Source organism: Photobacterium galatheae (assembly GCF_000695255.1).
Lineage (GTDB): Bacteria > Pseudomonadota > Gammaproteobacteria > Enterobacterales > Vibrionaceae > Photobacterium > Photobacterium galatheae.
Genome location: NZ_JMIB01000009.1, coordinates 60,318 through 77,700, shown reverse-complemented (window position 1 = coordinate 77,700; position 17,383 = coordinate 60,318). Strand labels below are relative to the sequence as shown.

Below are 17,383 nucleotides of genomic sequence, written 5' to 3'. Positions count from 1 at the left end.
TCAGATGCTAGGTGCGGTGAAATGGACGCCCGGGATGTGTGTTTGGGAGGTGCGTTTGAGATGGGTTTTCCGGGAAGAAACGGAAAACCGGTGATCGGAAAAGTGCAGTGATCACCGGTGATTGGGGTGCTGGTGTTTACTCTGGCACCACCCAGCGCAGGGTGGTGTGGCCGCGGGTTGGGGCAATCACGGATTGCAGCCACGGCAGCAGGGTTTCCATCTGGCTTTCCAGCTTCCAGGGCGGGTTGATGACAATCATGCCTGAAGCGGTCATCCCGCGTTCTTCTGTATCTGGCTCCACACCCAGCTCGATTTGCAGGATTTTACGGATGCCGAGATCTTCCAGCCCTTCCAGCATGGCGTCGATGTTGCTGCGGTAAACCACCGGATACCAGATGGCATAGGTGCCGGTCGCCCAGCGTTGGACACTCTCGCCAATGGCTTTCACCACGTCCATGTACTCGTGTTTCAGCTCATAGGGCGGGTCGATCAGCACCAGTCCACGACGCTCTTTCGGCGGCAGACTGGCTTTGAGACGGGCAAAGCCGTCTTCTTTATAAATGCGGACCTGACGGTCGCCGCGAAATTCCTGTAACAGCAACGGAAAGTCAGTCGGGTGCAGCTCAGTCAGTACCATGCGATCCTGCGCGCGGATTTGTGCCCGGGCCACTTTCGGTGAACCCGGATAGTAACGCAGGGTTTCGCCGTCATTCAGGACCCGGATAGCATCCAGATAAGATGTCAGTTCAGCGGGCAGATCGTCGCGCTGCCACAGACGGGCAATGCCCTGCAGGAACTCACCGGTTTTCTCGCTGCGCTCGTCCTGTAAATCATAGCGGCCGACCCCGGAGTGGGTGTCGTGATAGACAAAGGCTTTATCCTTTTGCTTCAGGGCATCAAGGATCAGGCTCTGGACGATGTGCTTGAGCACGTCGGCGTGGTTGCCGGCGTGGAAACTGTGGCGATAACTCAGCATGGGTCACTCTGTGGTAGTCGGTGAAGGGCGCTATTATCGCCGAATCAGTCGGAATATCCAGCGTGTATGTGGCCTGTTCACAATGCTTGCCACTAAAATAGAGCATGGAACCCGCCAAAATTGCGCTAAGGGATTGAAAAAGGCGTCGCTCAGACGCATGTATTCAGGAATCACTTCAAAAAGGAAACGCTGATGTCGAACCCATTACTGACCATGACGGATCTGCCGCCGTTTTCACAGATTAAACCCGAACACATCTTTCCTGCCGTTGAGCAGGTCATCAAAGACTGCCGGGCCAAGGTAGAAGAAGTTCTGGCCAGCGGTGCGACGCCAAGCTGGGACAGTATCTGTGCACCACTGGCCGAGGCGGATGACCGTCTGGGGCGTATCTGGTCGCCGGTTGGCCACCTCAACGGGGTGAAAAACAGCCCGGAACTGCGTGAAGCCTATGAAAGCTGCCTGCCGATGCTATCGGAATACAGCACCTGGCTGGGACAGCACAAGGGCCTGTATGAAGCTTATAAAAGTATTCGTCAGAGCGCGTCTTTTGCTGAACTGTCGAAGGCGAGACAAAAAGCGATTACGGATGCACTGAAAGAATTCGAACTGTCAGGCATTGGCCTGCCAGCGGCAGAGCAGCATCGCTATGGTGAAATCAGCAAGCGTCTGTCGGAGTTGTCCTCGACTTTCAGCAACAATGTACTGGATGCCACCATGGGCTGGACCAAACTGGTCAAAGACGAAAAAGCGCTGGCCGGAATGCCGGAATCAGCCTTGCAGGCCGCTGCGGCTGCGGCAGAAGCCAAAGGTGAAAGCGGCTACCTGCTGACGCTGGAGATTCCGTCTTATCTGCCCGTGATGACATACGGAGACAACCGCGAGCTGCGTCGCGAGATGTATGAAGCATTTGTCACTCGTGCTTCCGATCGGGGGCCGAATGCTGGTCAGTGGGATAACAGCGAAATCATTGCTGAGAAATTGAAACTCAGCCATGAGCTGGCGCGCCTGCTGGGTTTCAATACCTACAGTGAAAAATCGCTGGCGACCAAGATGGCTGAATCCACTGAGCAGGTGCTGGGTTTCCTGAACGATCTGGCGGCGCGTGCCAAACCTCAGGGTGAACGGGAAGTAGCTGAGCTGCGTGATTTTGCCCGGGAGGAATTCGGCGCAGAAGCACTGGAACCCTGGGATATTGCTTACTATGCCGAAAAGCTGAAGCAGCATCGTTACAGCATTTCTGATGAGCAGCTGCGTCCTTATTTCCCGGAACACAAAGTGGTTTCCGGACTGTTCGAGGTGCTCAAGCGTGTCTTCGGTATGACAGTGACTGAGCGTGAAGGTGTGGATGTCTGGGATCCGAGCGTGCGTTTCTACGATATCTTCGATGCCAGCGGCGAACTGCGTGGCAGCTTCTATCTGGATCTGTATGCCCGCGAGCACAAACGCGGTGGCGCCTGGATGGATGAGTGCATTGTGCGCCGTGTGCGTCAGGACGGCAGTCTGCAGCGTCCGGTAGCTTACCTGACCTGCAACTTTAACAAGCCGATCGGTGATAAACCGGCGCTGTTTACTCATGATGAAGTGGTGACGCTGTTCCATGAAACCGGTCACGGGATTCATCATATGCTGACCAAGGTGAATGAATCGGCTGTTTCCGGCATCAATGGCGTGCCTTGGGATGCGGTCGAGCTGCCAAGTCAGTTCCTGGAAAACTGGTGCTGGGAAGAAGAGGCACTGGCTTTCATTTCCGGTCACTACCAGACCGGTGAGCCGCTGCCGTCTGAACTGCTGGAAAAAATGCTGGCGGCGAAGAACTTCCAGTCTGCGATGGGCATGCTGCGTCAGCTGGAGTTCGGCCTGTTCGATTTCAGTCTGTATACCAACTACGATCCGGAAATTGGCGCTCAGGTGCTGGATACGCTGGCGTCTATCAAGCAGAAGGTCTCTGTGGTACCAAGTCCGGAATGGGGACGTTTCCCACACAGCTTCAGCCACATCTTTGCGGGTGGCTACAGTGCCGGTTACTACAGTTACCTGTGGGCGGAGGTGCTGTCGTCGGATGCGTATTCCCGTTTTGAGGAAGAAGGGATCTTCAACTCACAAACCGGTGCCGACTTCCTGGATTGCGTGCTGGAACGCGGCGGCAGCGAGGAGCCGATGGATCTGTTCAAACGTTTCCGCGGCCGGGAGCCGAAGATTGATGCATTGCTGCGTCACAGTGGCATCACTGGCTAAGTGCTGGGTGTGCTGAGACAGAAACAGAAAAAGCTCCCGAGGGAGCTTTTTTTATAGGAATCAGACGCTGCGGATCAGCGGGTCAGATTGATGTGCAGCGGCCAGCCCAGGTCGGTCTGACGGTGTGCTTCCTGATGGAGTTCAGTGTCTGTCAGTGGGTTGGCTGCCAGCCAGGCTTGCGGCAGTTCCAGTGTTAGCTGACTCTCATCAACAGACAGACGAGCCGGGGGCTGGTGCTGACTGTCACGGCGGTGGCAGAGAATCACGGCCAGCCGCAGCAGGCGCAGGATCCGGACCGCGTTGACTGCCGGCAGGGCATGTTGCTCCGGAAGGCTGGTCAGATTGTCGCGATAGCGGCGTAGCACTTCACCCAGCAGGTGTTTCTGGGCGCGGGTAAAACCGGGCAGGTCCAGGTGCTGGATCAGGTAAGCAGCATGGTCGCCACTTTGTTTGAAGCCAATCCCGGTGCCGATTTCATGCAGCATGGCACTGGCATGCAACAGCGAGCGGGTCTGGTCATCGGTTTGCCATAATGGCTGGCAGTCATCCAGCAGTGTCATCGCGGTTTCAGCCACCGTGACGGCATGTTCACTATCGATCTGGAAACGATACTGAAGACTGCTGATTGTCCGGTTGCGCACGTCATCGTGGCACATCTGCCGGCGCATCATGTCATACACCATGCCTTCGCGTAGCGCGCCGCCAGCCAGCGTCATGGTCTGGATTTTCAGTGTTTCAAACAGGGCGATCAAAATGGATAAACCGCTCGGAAAGACCAGTGCACGCTCCAGCGTCAGACCTTCAATATCCAGATCTTCCAGGCGCTCGTATTGCATCGCCTGACGTTGCAGACGTTTGAGCTTGGACAGCGTGATCAGTTCATCCATCCCCTGAGCGACCATGATTTCCTGTAGTGCCTGCACAGTGCCGCTGGCCCCAACACAATGTTCCCAGCTCAGGTCGCTGTATGGCTCGACAATGGGTGCGATCGCTTCTTTGGCGGCCTGAATGGCAGCATTGAAGTTCTCTGCGGTCAGGTAGCGGTCTTTGAAATAGCCTTCCAACCAAGTGACGCAGCCGATTTTCAGGCTGGTCAGCGCGCGTGCCTCAAAACCTTCACCGATGATGACTTCGGTACTTGCACCGCCGATATCGACGACCAGTCGTTTGCCCAGGCCGCCGGATGTATGAGCGACACCCTGATAGATAATCCGGGCTTCCTCTTCCCCCGGAATGATGTCGATTGGATGGTTGAGGATGGCCGTCGCTCTGGAAAGAAAGTCGTCAGCATTGACGGCTGTGCGCAGGGCGGCTGTCCCGACAATTCGGATTCGCTCGGCCGGGATATCCTGCAGACGTTCGGCAAACAGTGACAGGCACTCCCAGCCGCGTTGCATAGCTTCCTGACTCAGTTCATTCTGGCTGTTCAGGCCAGCCGCCAGCCGGACTTTGCGTTTGATTTTGGCCAGCGTGTGTACACTGCCGGCGACTTCACGCACGATCCACATGTGGAAACTGTTGGAGCCCAGATCGATGGCTGCATACAGTGGGGATACGGCACAACTTTCCATAGCGTCTTCTTCAGTTACTGCGTTTTCTGTGGAGAACGGCGGCGACTGCGCTGACGTCCCTGTCCCTGTCCCTGACGGGAACCACTGCCGCTGCGACGGCCGCCCTGACGCGGCGCACGCTGTACTTTGACCGGTGGTGGCAGATCGTCCAGCATGGCACTTGGGTCGTAATTCGAACGTGGAATTGTATGCTCGATATAAGTTTCAATCGCGAGTAGGTTATGCGAATAGGCTTCACAGGCAAAGCTGATGGAGTGGCCACTGGCCCCCGCACGGCCCGTCCGGCCAATCCGGTGCACGTAATCCTCTGCATCGTCAGGCAGATCGTAGTTGAACACGTGGGTGACCTGAGGAATATGCAAACCCCGTGCTGCGACATCGGTGGCGACCAGAATGTCGACCTCGCCCTGAGTAAACTGTTCCAGAATACGTACGCGTTTTTTCTGCGGCACGTCGCCAGTCAGTAGTCCGACACGGTGACCGTCTGCTTCCAGGTGAGCCCAGATGTTCTCACAGCTGTGCTTGGTGTTGGCAAAAATAATCGCACGATCCGGCCAGTCTTCTTCAATCAGCGTCTGCAGCAGGGGCATTTTGTCCTGATTTGACGGATAGAACAGTTCTTCCTGAATGCGGTGACCGGTTTTTTGATCCGGCTCAACCACAACGTTTTCCGGAGTGTTCATGTGCTCGAACGCCAGCTCTTTCACCCGGTAAGACAGGGTGGCTGAAAACAGCATATTCCTGCGTGCTTTCGGGTTTGGCATCTGGCGGAACAGGAAGCGGATATCTTTGATAAAACCCAGATCGAACATCCGGTCGGCTTCATCCAGAACCACCACTTGAATGCCTTTCAGGTCAATCACGCGCTGTTTGAAAAAGTCGATGATCCGGCCACAGGTGCCGATCAGAATGTCAACGCCGTTTTCCAGATGCTGCTTCTGCTTTTCATACGCTTCGCCACCATAAGCCAGACCTGCGGTCAGGCCAGTGCTTTTCAGCAGTGGCGCGGCATCGTTGAAAATCTGAATTGCCAGTTCCCGTGTAGGTGCCATAATGATTGCACGGGGCTGATTGGTCTTTCTCTCCTCAGGTGCTGGCGTCAGCATCAGGTAGTTAAAGGTGGCCGTCAGGAAAGCCAGGGTCTTGCCAGTCCCTGTCTGCGCCTGACCGGCAATGTCATGGCCGGAGAGCACTACCGGCAATGCCTGAGCCTGGATCGGGGTACAATAATGGAACCCTTTCTCTTCCAGCCCTTGTAAAACCTGAGGGTGTAGCCCCAGGTCGGCAAATTTTTGCTCTGTGATATGAGTCGTCTTCATTCGTATAGAATATCAGCTTAGGGTTGCAATACGAAACGTATTCAATTCAAATAGGGCATCGATTTGCTGGTTAAAATAGAATCAGCGTTGAAAATCAACCATTGGAGTGGAAGATGAGCGACAAGATTGTGCAGCTGACAGACGCAAGTTTTGATAACGATGTGATTCACGCTGCAGGCCCTGTTTTAGTCGATTTTTGGGCCGAGTGGTGCGGACCATGTAAGATGATCGCACCTATTCTTGACGAAATCGCAGAAGAATATGCAGATAAACTGACGATTGGTAAGCTGAACATTGATCACAATGCTGCGACACCACCGAAGTTTGGTATCCGTGGTATTCCGACCCTGCTGCTGTTCAAGGACGGCGCAGTGGCAGCGACCAAAGTGGGTGCGCTGTCGAAGACGCAACTGAAAGAGTTTCTGGACGCCAATCTGTAATTGGCGAAATTGAGACCTGTACCGCGTACAATACTTTATTGTGCGCGGTGGCTTTTCAGCGTACTAGACGGACGCTGGCTTTAGTGCTAAGTTATTGCACGTAAATTATACGACAGTTCATTTCTTGACCAGCCCCATTGGTCAAAGCTTTATCTCAATTAACCTATAGAACCCCTAATTTGACTGACAAGAAACCCACCACTATGAATCTTACAGAACTGAAGAACCAGCCTATTTCCAAGTTGGTTGCGCTCGGCGAAAGCTTAGGACTCGAAAACCTGGCGCGTTTGAGAAAACAGGACATCATTTTCGCCATTCTCAAACAACACGCCAAAAGTGGTGAGGACATATTCGGCGACGGGGTTCTGGAAATTCTGCAAGACGGATTTGGCTTCCTCCGCAGTGCAGACAGCTCTTACCTGGCCGGCCCGGATGATATTTATGTCTCGCCAAGCCAGATTCGCCGCTTCAACCTGCGTACCGGTGATACCATTTCAGGTAAAATCCGACCACCAAAAGACGGCGAACGCTACTTTGCCCTGCTGAAAGTTAACGAAGTAAACCACGACAAACCTGACAACGCCCGCAACAAGATCCTGTTCGAAAACCTGACCCCGCTGCATGCGAACGATCGTATGCGTATGGAACGCGGTAACGGTTCTACTGAAGACATCACCGCACGTGTTCTGGATCTGGCCTCACCGATTGGTAAAGGTCAGCGTGGTCTGATTGTGGCACCGCCGAAAGCGGGTAAAACCATGCTGCTGCAGAACATTGCTCAGAGCATTGCCTACAATCACCCTGAGTGTGAGCTGATGGTGCTGCTGATCGACGAACGTCCTGAAGAAGTCACCGAAATGCAGCGTTTGGTGAAAGGCGAAGTGGTTGCATCAACCTTTGATGAGCCGGCTTCCCGTCACGTTCAGGTGGCTGAGATGGTGATTGAAAAGGCCAAGCGTCTGGTTGAGCACAAAAAAGACGTGGTGATTCTGCTCGATTCCATTACTCGTCTGGCGCGTGCTTACAACACCGTTGTGCCATCTTCCGGTAAAGTGCTGACCGGTGGTGTGGATGCCAACGCCCTGCATCGTCCGAAGCGTTTCTTTGGTGCGGCTCGTAATGTGGAGGAAGGCGGTAGCCTGACCATCATCGCGACGGCACTGGTCGATACCGGTTCGAAGATGGACGAAGTGATTTACGAAGAATTTAAAGGTACAGGTAACATGGAACTGCACCTGTCCCGTAAAATTGCTGAGAAGCGTGTCTTCCCTGCGATTGACTTCAACCGCTCGGGTACCCGTCGTGAAGAGCTGCTGGCGAAGCCGGATGAGCTGCAGAAGATGTGGATCCTGCGCAAGATTGTTCACCCGATGAACGAAACAGACAGTATGGAATTCTTGATCGACAAGCTGTCGATGACCAAGACCAACGACGAGTTCTTCGAAGCGATGCGTCGCCAGAAATCCTGATAACTCTGGCTTCACATCACAGTTCATAAAAACGCCACCTTGTGTGGCGTTTTTTATTGCTGATAATATTCACCATACTGTTTTATACAGCATTCAATTCATGCAGTATGAATGAATGTGGCTCACAACAGAGCAGGCCAGCCAGGAAGGCGGCTTTTTCATATCTTATCTGACGATAGAACGTGCCGACGATGGCACTGAGGATGATGACATGCGACAAGGATGGGGCATGTGGCTCGGATTGTGGATGGCGTGGCTTGCCTTACCGCTTCAGGCTGATGAACTCAGTCAGCGGGAATACCGGCAGGTGACGGAAGCTATCACCGCTGAACTGAAACCGCTTCAAACCCTCTACCGTGACAGTGATATCACCCGGCTCGATGCGCAGTTGACCGATTTTCCGGTGCTGGAACAGGAAGCGCTTCGTGCTGCGCTGGTGGACTACGCGCAAACGCTGAAGCAACTGGATGCCAAAAAGATTGGCTGGCTGGAAACACTGGCCTCCCGCAACCCCCGGTTTACGCTGACGGAGCAGGGGGATGGCTATACGGTGACCCGCTCAGCATTTAATTACGGCCCGCAGGCCCGACAATTGCTGCAACACTGGCAACGTGAACAACTGGCGCAGGCGTTTGTCCGTGAGGTTGAAGCCGGTACTCTGGTGCTGACCACTTGGCTGGGTGATGACCTGAATACGCAGCGAATCCGGCGTGAGATTGCACTGGCACAGTTATCTGAATTGTCTGACATTGGTGTACGTTATCTGGCCGATCAGTTCCTGTCTGACCGACATCTGTTGTGGTTGCCGGATAACGGCCTGCTGGCCAGGCTGGCAGAAATCAGCGGCGATCCGGGGCTATATGAGCAGCTCTGGCGTCGTCGGACGGATCGCTACAGTCGTGCCGAACTCAATCGTTTGATCGACTTGTTGCCAGAGCCGGCGGCCATTACTCAACTGATCGAAGCCACGCGGAATCCGTCGCTGAAGGATCAGGCGTATCAGGCGCTCACGACGTTGAAACCTTTGCCAAGCCGGGTTGAAGTTTTTCTGCTCAGTAAACTGTCGGAACCGGATGATGGCGGCATGGTTGCCAGCCAGCTGGTGAGTCAGGGGCATTCCAGCTGGTTAGCGAAACTGGCAGCCGGATCGAAAAGTTATACCCTGAAGCGGAACCTTGAAACGGCCCTGTCTGCAACCGTGCCTTAGGGACGGATGTTTTCAGAACCGAACGGTCAATAATTTCTCGCGAAACAAGCATCTTGGTCGTGAGACGTATATAATGTGTCCTATTTTCATCCCGGTCCCCGAGAGGGCCGGGCGAGTTAACAGATAGGGTGCAGGAATGAAATTCAACGATCTGCGCGACTTCATTGCCTACCTGGAAGAGCGTGGGCAACTCAAGCGTATCAAGCAGCCGATCGATCCCCGGTATGAGATGACTGAAATCTGCGACCGCACTTTGCGTGCGGGCGGTCCGGCATTATTGTTTGAAAATCCGGTGGGGTACGACATACCTGTGCTGGCCAACCTGTTTGGTACGACGGAACGGGTGGCGATGGGAATGGGCCGTGAAGATGTGCTGGAGCTGAGGGAAGTCGGCAAGCTGCTGGCCTATCTGAAAGAGCCGGAGCCGCCCAAAGGCTTTCGCGATGCGATGGATAAGCTGCCGGTCTTTAAACAAGTGCTGAATATGCCGGCCAAACGCCTGAGTAAAGCACCGTGCCAGCAGATTGTCTGGGAAGGCGATGAGGTCGACCTGGATAAGATCCCGGTGATGAGTTGCTGGCCGGGTGATGTGGCGCCGCTGATGACCTGGGGCCTGACGATTACCCGCGGGCCGGAAAAGAAACGCCAGAATCTGGGTATCTATCGTCAGCAAAAGCTGAGTAAGAATAAAGTGATCATGCGCTGGCTGGCGCACCGTGGCGGTGCACTGGATATGCGAGAGTTCATGCAGGCGCATCCGGGAGAAAAATTCCCGGTTTCGGTCGCTTTCGGTGCCGATCCGGCCACCATTCTGGGGGCTGTCACGCCAGTGCCGGATACGCTGTCTGAGTACGCTTTTGCCGGATTGCTGCGTGGCAGTAAAACGGAAGTGGTCAAAAGTATCAGCAACGATCTGGATGTGCCTGCCAGCGCAGAAATCGTGCTGGAAGGCTATATTGATCCCAATGAGTACGCGGATGAAGGCCCGTATGGTGACCATACCGGGTATTACAATGAGGTGGAGCGCCACCACGTCTTTACTGTCACCCATGTCACCATGCGCAAAGATCCGATTTATCACAGTACCTATACCGGCCGTCCGCCCGATGAACCGGCGGTTCTCGGGGTGGCGCTGAATGAAGTCTTTGTGCCGATTCTGCAAAAGCAGTTTCCGGAAATTGTCGATTTCTATCTGCCGCCGGAAGGCTGTTCTTACCGCATGGCGGTGGTCACAATGAAGAAGCAGTATCCGGGCCACGCCAAGCGGGTGATGATGGGGGTCTGGTCTTTCCTGCGTCAGTTTATGTACACCAAGTTCGTGATTGTCTGTGATGATGACGTGAATGCCCGTGACTGGAACGACGTGATCTGGGCCATTACCACCCGGATGGACCCGGCGCGGGATACGGTGATGATTGAAAATACCCCAATTGATTCGCTGGACTTTGCGTCGCCTGTGGTTGGGCTGGGCTCCAAAATGGGCTTGGATGCCACCAACAAGTGGGAAGGTGAAAGCCAGCGCGAATGGGGAACTCCCATCGTTAAAGATCCGGATGTGGTCGCGAAGGTGGATGCCATCTGGGATGAGCTGGGAATTCTTGCGAAATAGCCACCCGAGATAAATAAGTCATGACGACGTACCGGATCAGATTATTGCCACAGGATGTTGATTTTGATGCCGGTGAGGATGAAACCCTGCTGAGTGCGGCCCGCCGGGCGGGTTTCATTTTGCCTCACCGCTGTCTGATCGGGGCCTGTGCCAGTTGCCTGTGCCGTAAACTGTCGGGTGAAGTGAATTATCAGTTAGCACCGATGCTGACTGAAAGAGAACAGGCTGCAGGATGGATCCTGCCCTGCCAGGCCAAACCCCGTAGTGATCTGGTGCTGACATTAGAGTAGAGGAACAGAATGTCGATTCAATGTGAAGTGAAGTCAGTCGAGTCACTGGCATGTAATACCTACCGTATCCTGCTGAAGCCTCAGCAGTCGGTTGATTTTAAGGCTGGTCAGTATCTGCTGGCGGTCATGGGCGAAAAGGATAAACGTCCGTTTTCTATTGCCAGCAGCCCTTGCCGCGGCCAGGAACTGGAGCTGCACATTGGTGCGGCAGATCACAACCCGTTCGCTATTGAAGTTGTGGAAGCCATGCGTCAGGCGATGGAAAATGGCACCCTGTTCGACGTTGAAGCACCGATGGGCGATGCCTGGCTGCGTGAAGACAGTACTAAACCTTTGCTGCTGATTGCTGGTGGAACCGGGTTCTCTTATGTGCGCAGCCTGCTGGATAACTGCCTGAGCCGTGGCATGACTCAGCCGATTTTTGTGTACTGGGGTGGTCGTGACGCATGTCAGCTGTACGCCCATGATGAGCTGGTTGAACTGGCCGCGAAGCATGCCAATCTGACCTATGTTCCTGTTGTCGAAACTGCGCCGGAAGGCTGGCAGGGCAAACTGGGTAACGTGCTGGAAGCAGTCAGCGAAGATTTTGTCAGTCTGTCAGCGTACGACATTTATATCTGTGGTCGTTTCGAAATGGCTGGTGCTGCCCGCGAGCTGTTTACTGCCGAAAAAGGTGCAGACCGTGAGCGGATGTTCGCGGATGCTTACGCCTTTATCTGATCCGTAAAGCATGCATCAAAAGCCCCTGTGATGATCTGAATCACAGGGGCTTTTTTGTTGTCGTTTCTAAACCGCTGTATCACTGGACCACCGCCAATGACAGTGGGGCTGTGTTCGGTTTTAGCGAGGCTGATCAGGCACGTGCTGCCGCAACCCGGTTCTTCACCCAGGTTTCATTGATCCACAGTGACAGCAGAATAATGGTGCCGCCGATGAGCAGGCGAGGGTAGTCGACATCCCGGTTCCAGATCACGATGTTGACGATCAGGCCCGCGGGCACCAGTGCATTGTTCATAATGGCCAGTGCGCCGGCATTGACCAGAGTTGCGCCTTTGTTCCAGATAAAATAGCCCAGACCTGAAGCGACAATTCCCAGATAGATCAGAATGCCCCACTGGGTGTTCGTGGTCGGCAGCTTTTCCATGTTGCCAAACAGCAGAAACATTGGCAGGGCGATACAGGCAGCACCGAGATAGAACAGCCCGAAGACGGTGTGCTGCGGCAAGTCGGCTTGCTCTTTTTCCATGATCACCTTGTAGCCCACCTGGCCGATGGCGAAGCACAGGTTCGCGCCCTGAACAATCAGGAAACCGAGAATGAAGTTTTCGTTGATGCCTTCAAATTTGATCACGGCGGCACCCAGCACGGCAATGACCGCTGTGACCAGATACCAGGCTGAGAAGCGGCGCTGAAGCAGGTCGTAAATCAGGGTGACATAAATCGGCGTGAAGATCGTGAATAGCAGTACTTCCGGAACCGTCAGATAAAGGAAAGACTGGTAGTAGAAGCAGTACATGATCCCGAGCTGAAACGCACCGATGACCATCAGCTTGAGTGCCAGCTTGATCGTCAGGTGCTGACGACGCAAAAAAGGCAAAAAGACCAGTGCAGCCAGGGCGACCCGGGTGAGAACCGAGAACCAGGCATCAACCTGTCCGGCCAGATAGACCCCGATCAGGCTGAATGAAAACGCCCACAGCAGCGTTATCGCAGATAAGTATCCCATTTGACAGTGTCCTTAGAAATTCGGCCGCCTAGTGTAACCGAAATCAGTGCTGAACCAATGGGTGGGCTGGTTTGATGTTGCGGGAGACTGGCTGACGCTCACAGTCGTCAGCCAGAGCAAAGACTTAGTGCAGTGGGACCATCAGCAGGTCAACCGGGGTGTGGTTGATCAGTTGCTTGGTTGAGGAGAGAATTTTGCTCCAGAAATCCTGATGGTGGCCACAAATCATCAGATCAACATCAGACTCTTTGATGATATTGCAGATTTCATCGCTCAGATCGCCGCTGCCGACATAGGTGTGCGTGACCGGATATTCCGCTTGTTTGGCCAGTTCCTGCAACTGTTCTTTGGCGTTATCGGCCATACGGAACTGAGCTTCAGCCATATTGATATCAATCAGGCCGGTGTAGAGTTCGGCATAGTTGGTATCAATGTGGATCAGTGACAGCTTCGCATTGAGGGTTCGTGCCAGTGCCGCGCCTTTGCTGACCAGAACTTGACTGTCTTCAGATAAATCCACTGCAACCAGAATATGTTGATAGGTCATAACCTGCTCTCCTGTATGTTTTTTGTATGCTAGCATGGCGTATCTGTGAAAAATGCTGTGCTGATCTCATTGCTTACACTGTTGGATAATTCTGCGAGCCCTGTTGCCAACCAGTTGGATCTTTTTGGCTTTTTTATGATTTGTCGTCAGGATAAGCATGATACCTTGTCAGGTGAGTTGCAAACTCAGTTATGCATAGTGACAATGTGTTGATTACACTTGATTAGGAAAGGAGTAGTGCGATGCTAGCTCAAACAATGGTTGATAAGCTGAACGAACAAATCAACTTGGAGTTCTTTTCATCAAACCTGTACCTGCAGATGAGTGCCTGGTGTGAAGATAAGGGCTTTGAAGGAGCGGCAGAGTTTCTCCGCATGCATGCGGCAGAAGAGATGCAACATATGCAGCGTTTGTTTACCTATGTAAGCGAAACGGGTGCGATGCCGATTCTGGGCTGCATTGAAGCACCGCAGCATGAGTTTGGTTCTTTGGGTGAAGTGTTCCGCGCCACTTACGAACATGAGCGTCTGATCACTGGATGTATTAACAAGCTGGCGCACGTCGCGTTCACGACGCAGGATTACTCAACCTTTAACTTCTTGCAGTGGTATGTTGCAGAACAACACGAAGAAGAGAAGCTGTTTAAAGGTATTCTGGACAAGATCGAATTGGTTGGTGAAGACGGTAAAGCTTTGTTCTTCATTGATAAAGATCTTGCCGCTATGGCGAAGCAGGAATCCAGCTCTGTCATGGGTCAGCAGGCCGTCTGATAGGCTCAGGCGTAGCTACAACGGCGTCCCTCTCCGACAAGGACGCCGTTGTGAATTACAGCACTGAACCTATCTGGCCCGCAAAGAACAATCGCCGTTGTTCGGGGGGTACTATGTTTAGTGGTGATGCAATTCTGATGGCTCTGTTTTTGGTCGCCATCATCAACATTTCTCGTTATGTCAGCACGCTGAAAACTTTACTGGTGGTGATGCGTGAGTGCGATCCGCTCCTTTATCAGCAGGTTGACGGCCGTGGCTTTTTCTCCTCTCAGGGGAACGTGAACAAGCAAATCCGGCTCTTCCACTATATCCGCAGCCAGCAGTACCAAAAGCACCATGATGAAATTTTCATGGCTAAGTGCGAAAAGGTACGCAAACTGTTTGTGCTTGCCAGCACCAGCCTGATGGTTTTTCTCATGACCATTTTTGTTGTCGCTTATCTCGGTATCTGACTTCTGCCACCCGCTTTCTGAGATTGGTATTCCGGCGACAGATGAGTAAAATACGCGCACTTGAAAAGGATGCCTGGTAATCAAGCTGGTTACCGCATCCTTTTTGTTTTACGCACAGCACAGGTCGCAGAGCAGGAAAGACAATGGCAGAGAAGTTTGATGTAGTGGTGATTGGTGCCGGTGCCGCCGGGCTGATGTGTGCCGCCGAAGCGGGCAAGCGCGGGCGTTCCGTGCTGGTGGTCGATCACGGAAAAAAGCCGGGCCGGAAAATTCTGATCTCCGGCGGCGGTCGCTGCAACTTCACCAACTACGATGTCACAGCCGGGAACTATGTTTGCCGTAACCCGCATTTCGCCAAGTCTGCCCTGGCGCAGTACACCCAGTGGGATTTCATCGGCATGGTGGCGAAACATGAGATTGCTTATGAAGAGCGGGATCACGGGCAACTGTTCTGTTTAGATTCTGCCAAAGACATTGTGGAAATGCTGCTGAAAGAATGCGACCTGCCGACCGTACAGCAACGCTATCGCTGCGACGTGCATGACATCGCGAAAACTGAAGACGGCTTCACCCTGATGCTCAATACCGACACGGTGCATTGCCAATCGCTGGTGATTGCGACTGGCGGTCTGTCGATGCCGAAGTTGGGGGCGACGCCTTTCGGGTATCAGGTCGCGGAGCAGTTTGGCCTGAAGATGGTGCCAACGACTGCCGGGCTGGTGCCCTTCACGCTGCATGTGGAAGATAAAGACGCCTTTGCTGATCTGTCCGGAATTGCCGTACCAGCCGTCGTCACCGCAGAAGACGGCACCAGTTTTAAAGAAAACATCCTCTTTACGCACCGCGGTCTGTCTGGCCCGGCGATTTTGCAGATCTCGTCCTACTGGAATCCGGGTCAGGCGGTTTCGATTGACCTGCTGCCAACCCTGAGTCTGGATGAGACCTTACAGGCCATGCGTGACAAGCATCCGAATCAGAGCCTGAAGAACTCGCTGTCCCGACTGCTGCCGAAACGTCTGGTTGAAGCCATGATTGAGCGCGGTGATCTTGAAGACAAACCGCTCAAGCAACTCAATCCGAAAGAGGTGCAGGCACTCCACAATTATTTCCACGCGTGGCACATTGCCCCGAATGGCACTGAAGGCTACCGCACGGCTGAAGTTACCCTGGGTGGTGTGGATACCGACGGCCTGTCATCGAAAACCATGGAAACCAAAACCGTCCCGGGATTATATTTCATCGGCGAAGTCATGGATGTCAGCGGCTGGCTGGGTGGCTACAATTTCCAGTGGGCCTGGAGCTCGGGGTTTGTCGCCGGTCAGCATGTGTGAGTGAATCACAAGAAATAATCACGATAGCCCTGCAATGCAGGGCTTTTTTATATTTCAAACACCTGTCTTCATCCGCAACCCCGTTAAAACCGGGCGGCCCCAGTCGTCACAGCCTGAAATGGCAGGCCAGACTTTTTTATTGGCTGTAATTGCCGTCAGTAGGGTACTGATAAAATATTGCCCTTTCTGTGTGTCACCGTAAATCCGGATATAATCGCCATTTTGATTCTTGCAGCCATCTACCGTGAATTTGTCCTGAAACACGATGTAAGCGCGAGATCCATTGTCATCTCCTTCATACAATAACTCTACTGGCTGTACGTAGTATTGCCATTTCGCATAGGTTGTTGCAGAGAAAAATAAGAGAAACAGGAGCAATAAATTTTTCATAAATAACCTTTGTCTGTTGATGCTGAAAATTTATTTAAAAACCAAAAAACGGTTGATGGATGGTTCACAGACGGGCTGATTGAACTGCTCACCATCAATATTCATTTTGATTTTCTTGTCTGCCATGAATGCTGCAATCATGGTGCTGCTCATCACTGCGTAATTGTCATGGGTGCGGGGAATGATAAATCGCTTGCCAGCATCGCAACTGCTGAATGTCTGATTGGCGTAGTCCTGGGTTCCGAAAACCAGCCCCTTGTTTGTCGGATATAACCATTGGATGCGTGTTGGTGTCGACCAGGGATCGGCCTTGGTCATCAGCGGTGTCATAACCATCATGATATATAACAATTTTTTCATCATCATTTCACTTTTCTCTGAATGACTCAGAGTGCTGTCATGGTTTACAAAATTGTTCTGCATTGTGAGTAAAAACGCGACGTGATCTGTTGAGTTTTTATGCATCGGGTATACTATACACAAATACTCATATGATTCCTTCATGCTTTTCATTTGTTTCAGATGGTCTGTCTGGAGCGTGCTTGCTTTTTATTGGATGTAACGAAGGAGTTCATCAGAAAGGGTTATTTGCATCACGTTTTTTTGAAATGAAACATGAAGGTGTGATTCAAATCGGCTGAATTCACTGACCCAGGGCGTGATTTCCTGGATGAATATTCATTTGCTCACTGAGGATGGAAGATGAAATTTAAAACTTTGTTATGTGTTGCCCTCTCAGCTTTCTGCACCGTTGCTCAGGCTGAAGTCTCGGCCCCTCAATGGATCACCCAAATTGGTTGTGACCAGCAAAGTCAGCAATGTGTTTTTTCATTGGGTGCAGAAAAAATCGGGCCTGCTGAATGCGCCTCAAACAAGATCAGCTGGTCGAGTGACACAACGCAGGGAAAACTGGCAGTGGCACTTTTGTCTTCAGCAATGATGACGCGACATCAGGTGGTCGTATCTATTGATGGCCTGTGTGGGTCAAACGGTTTGCCTCAATTGAAATCTTATGAGGTTCTGGCTAAAGCAAAGCATGAGGGAGCCTGAA

17 protein-coding genes and 1 pseudogene are annotated in these 17,383 nt (G+C 52.8%); 11 read left to right on the top strand and 7 right to left on the bottom strand.

Annotation, left to right across the window (positions count from 1 at the left end):
- Positions 1 to 136: 136 nt before the first annotated feature.
- A complete protein-coding gene (locus tag EA58_RS06395) occupies positions 137 to 976 on the bottom strand; it encodes a 23S rRNA (adenine(2030)-N(6))-methyltransferase RlmJ (RefSeq protein WP_036750460.1) in 840 nt (279 codons plus the stop codon).
- Positions 977 to 1,168: 192 nt separating this feature from the next.
- Between EA58_RS06395 and prlC the strand changes: the two genes are divergently transcribed.
- The gene (gene prlC / locus EA58_RS06390; RefSeq protein WP_036750458.1) at positions 1,169 to 3,211 is read left to right on the top strand and encodes an oligopeptidase A; all 2,043 of its coding nucleotides are present in this window, start codon (positions 1,169 to 1,171) and stop codon (positions 3,209 to 3,211) included.
- 74 nt (positions 3,212 to 3,285) lie between these two features.
- Here prlC and gppA read toward each other — a convergent pair whose 3' ends face one another.
- Complete coding sequence (gene gppA / locus EA58_RS06385) at positions 3,286 to 4,782, bottom strand: guanosine-5'-triphosphate,3'-diphosphate diphosphatase (RefSeq protein ID WP_036750455.1); 1,497 nt, start codon at positions 4,780 to 4,782, stop codon at positions 3,286 to 3,288.
- Positions 4,783 to 4,796: 14 nt separating this feature from the next.
- Positions 4,797 to 6,101, bottom strand: a complete 1,305-nt coding sequence (gene rhlB, locus EA58_RS06380) for an ATP-dependent RNA helicase RhlB (RefSeq protein ID WP_036750453.1) — start codon at positions 6,099 to 6,101, stop codon at positions 4,797 to 4,799.
- Positions 6,102 to 6,214: 113 nt separating this feature from the next.
- Here rhlB and trxA point away from each other — a divergent pair, with 113 nt between their 5' ends.
- The 6 genes and pseudogenes from trxA to fre all read left to right on the top strand — a co-directional run bounded on the left by trxA (position 6,215) and on the right by fre (position 11,836).
- Positions 6,215 to 6,541, top strand: a complete 327-nt coding sequence (gene trxA / locus EA58_RS06375) for a thioredoxin TrxA (RefSeq protein ID WP_036750451.1) — start codon at positions 6,215 to 6,217, stop codon at positions 6,539 to 6,541.
- A gap of 203 nt (positions 6,542 to 6,744) precedes the next feature.
- Positions 6,745 to 8,010, top strand: a complete 1,266-nt coding sequence (gene rho / locus EA58_RS06370; protein ID WP_036750450.1) for a transcription termination factor Rho — start codon at positions 6,745 to 6,747, stop codon at positions 8,008 to 8,010.
- A gap of 115 nt (positions 8,011 to 8,125) precedes the next feature.
- The gene (locus tag EA58_RS06365; RefSeq protein ID WP_051641925.1) at positions 8,126 to 9,217 is read left to right on the top strand and encodes a hypothetical protein; all 1,092 of its coding nucleotides are present in this window, start codon (positions 8,126 to 8,128) and stop codon (positions 9,215 to 9,217) included.
- A gap of 136 nt (positions 9,218 to 9,353) precedes the next feature.
- Positions 9,354 to 10,820 (top strand): annotated as a pseudogene (ubiD, locus tag EA58_RS06360) (4-hydroxy-3-polyprenylbenzoate decarboxylase); the annotation flags it as partial.
- 26 nt (positions 10,821 to 10,846) lie between these two features.
- The gene (locus tag EA58_RS06355; RefSeq protein WP_036750445.1) at positions 10,847 to 11,116 is read left to right on the top strand and encodes a 2Fe-2S iron-sulfur cluster-binding protein; all 270 of its coding nucleotides are present in this window, start codon (positions 10,847 to 10,849) and stop codon (positions 11,114 to 11,116) included.
- Between the two features lie 9 nt (positions 11,117 to 11,125).
- Complete coding sequence (gene fre, locus EA58_RS06350; RefSeq protein WP_036750442.1) at positions 11,126 to 11,836, top strand: NAD(P)H-flavin reductase; 711 nt, start codon at positions 11,126 to 11,128, stop codon at positions 11,834 to 11,836.
- 133 nt (positions 11,837 to 11,969) lie between these two features.
- On the opposite strand, the gene EA58_RS06345 is transcribed toward fre, so the two are convergent.
- Entirely contained in the window at positions 11,970 to 12,842 is an 873-nt protein-coding gene (locus EA58_RS06345; RefSeq protein WP_036750440.1) for a carboxylate/amino acid/amine transporter, read from the bottom strand.
- A 124-nt stretch (positions 12,843 to 12,966) separates the two neighbouring features.
- Positions 12,967 to 13,389: a universal stress protein gene (locus EA58_RS06340; RefSeq protein ID WP_036750438.1), complete on the bottom strand. Its 423-nt coding sequence runs from the start codon at positions 13,387 to 13,389 to the stop codon at positions 12,967 to 12,969.
- 242 nt (positions 13,390 to 13,631) lie between these two features.
- Here EA58_RS06340 and ftnA point away from each other — a divergent pair, with 242 nt between their 5' ends.
- The 3 genes from ftnA (at position 13,632) to EA58_RS06325 (ending at position 15,942) form a co-directional block, all read left to right on the top strand.
- A complete protein-coding gene (ftnA, locus tag EA58_RS06335) occupies positions 13,632 to 14,159 on the top strand; it encodes a non-heme ferritin (RefSeq protein ID WP_036750436.1) in 528 nt (175 codons plus the stop codon).
- A gap of 113 nt (positions 14,160 to 14,272) precedes the next feature.
- Positions 14,273 to 14,611 (top strand): universal stress protein UspB, encoded by a 339-nt coding sequence (gene uspB / locus EA58_RS06330; RefSeq protein WP_036750435.1) that lies wholly within the window; start codon positions 14,273 to 14,275, stop codon positions 14,609 to 14,611.
- A 143-nt stretch (positions 14,612 to 14,754) separates the two neighbouring features.
- Positions 14,755 to 15,942, top strand: a complete 1,188-nt coding sequence (locus tag EA58_RS06325; protein ID WP_036750433.1) for a BaiN/RdsA family NAD(P)/FAD-dependent oxidoreductase — start codon at positions 14,755 to 14,757, stop codon at positions 15,940 to 15,942.
- Positions 15,943 to 15,996: 54 nt separating this feature from the next.
- On the opposite strand, the gene EA58_RS06320 is transcribed toward EA58_RS06325, so the two are convergent.
- Both EA58_RS06320 and EA58_RS06315 read right to left on the bottom strand, forming a co-directional pair.
- The gene (locus tag EA58_RS06320) at positions 15,997 to 16,332 is read right to left on the bottom strand and encodes a hypothetical protein (RefSeq protein ID WP_036750430.1); all 336 of its coding nucleotides are present in this window, start codon (positions 16,330 to 16,332) and stop codon (positions 15,997 to 15,999) included.
- Positions 16,333 to 16,362: 30 nt separating this feature from the next.
- Positions 16,363 to 16,692: a hypothetical protein gene (locus EA58_RS06315; RefSeq protein ID WP_036750540.1), complete on the bottom strand. Its 330-nt coding sequence runs from the start codon at positions 16,690 to 16,692 to the stop codon at positions 16,363 to 16,365.
- A gap of 342 nt (positions 16,693 to 17,034) precedes the next feature.
- Between EA58_RS06315 and EA58_RS06310 the strand changes: the two genes are divergently transcribed.
- Entirely contained in the window at positions 17,035 to 17,382 is a 348-nt protein-coding gene (locus EA58_RS06310) for a hypothetical protein (RefSeq protein ID WP_036750428.1), read from the top strand.
- The last annotated feature ends 1 nt before the right edge of the window (position 17,383 follow it).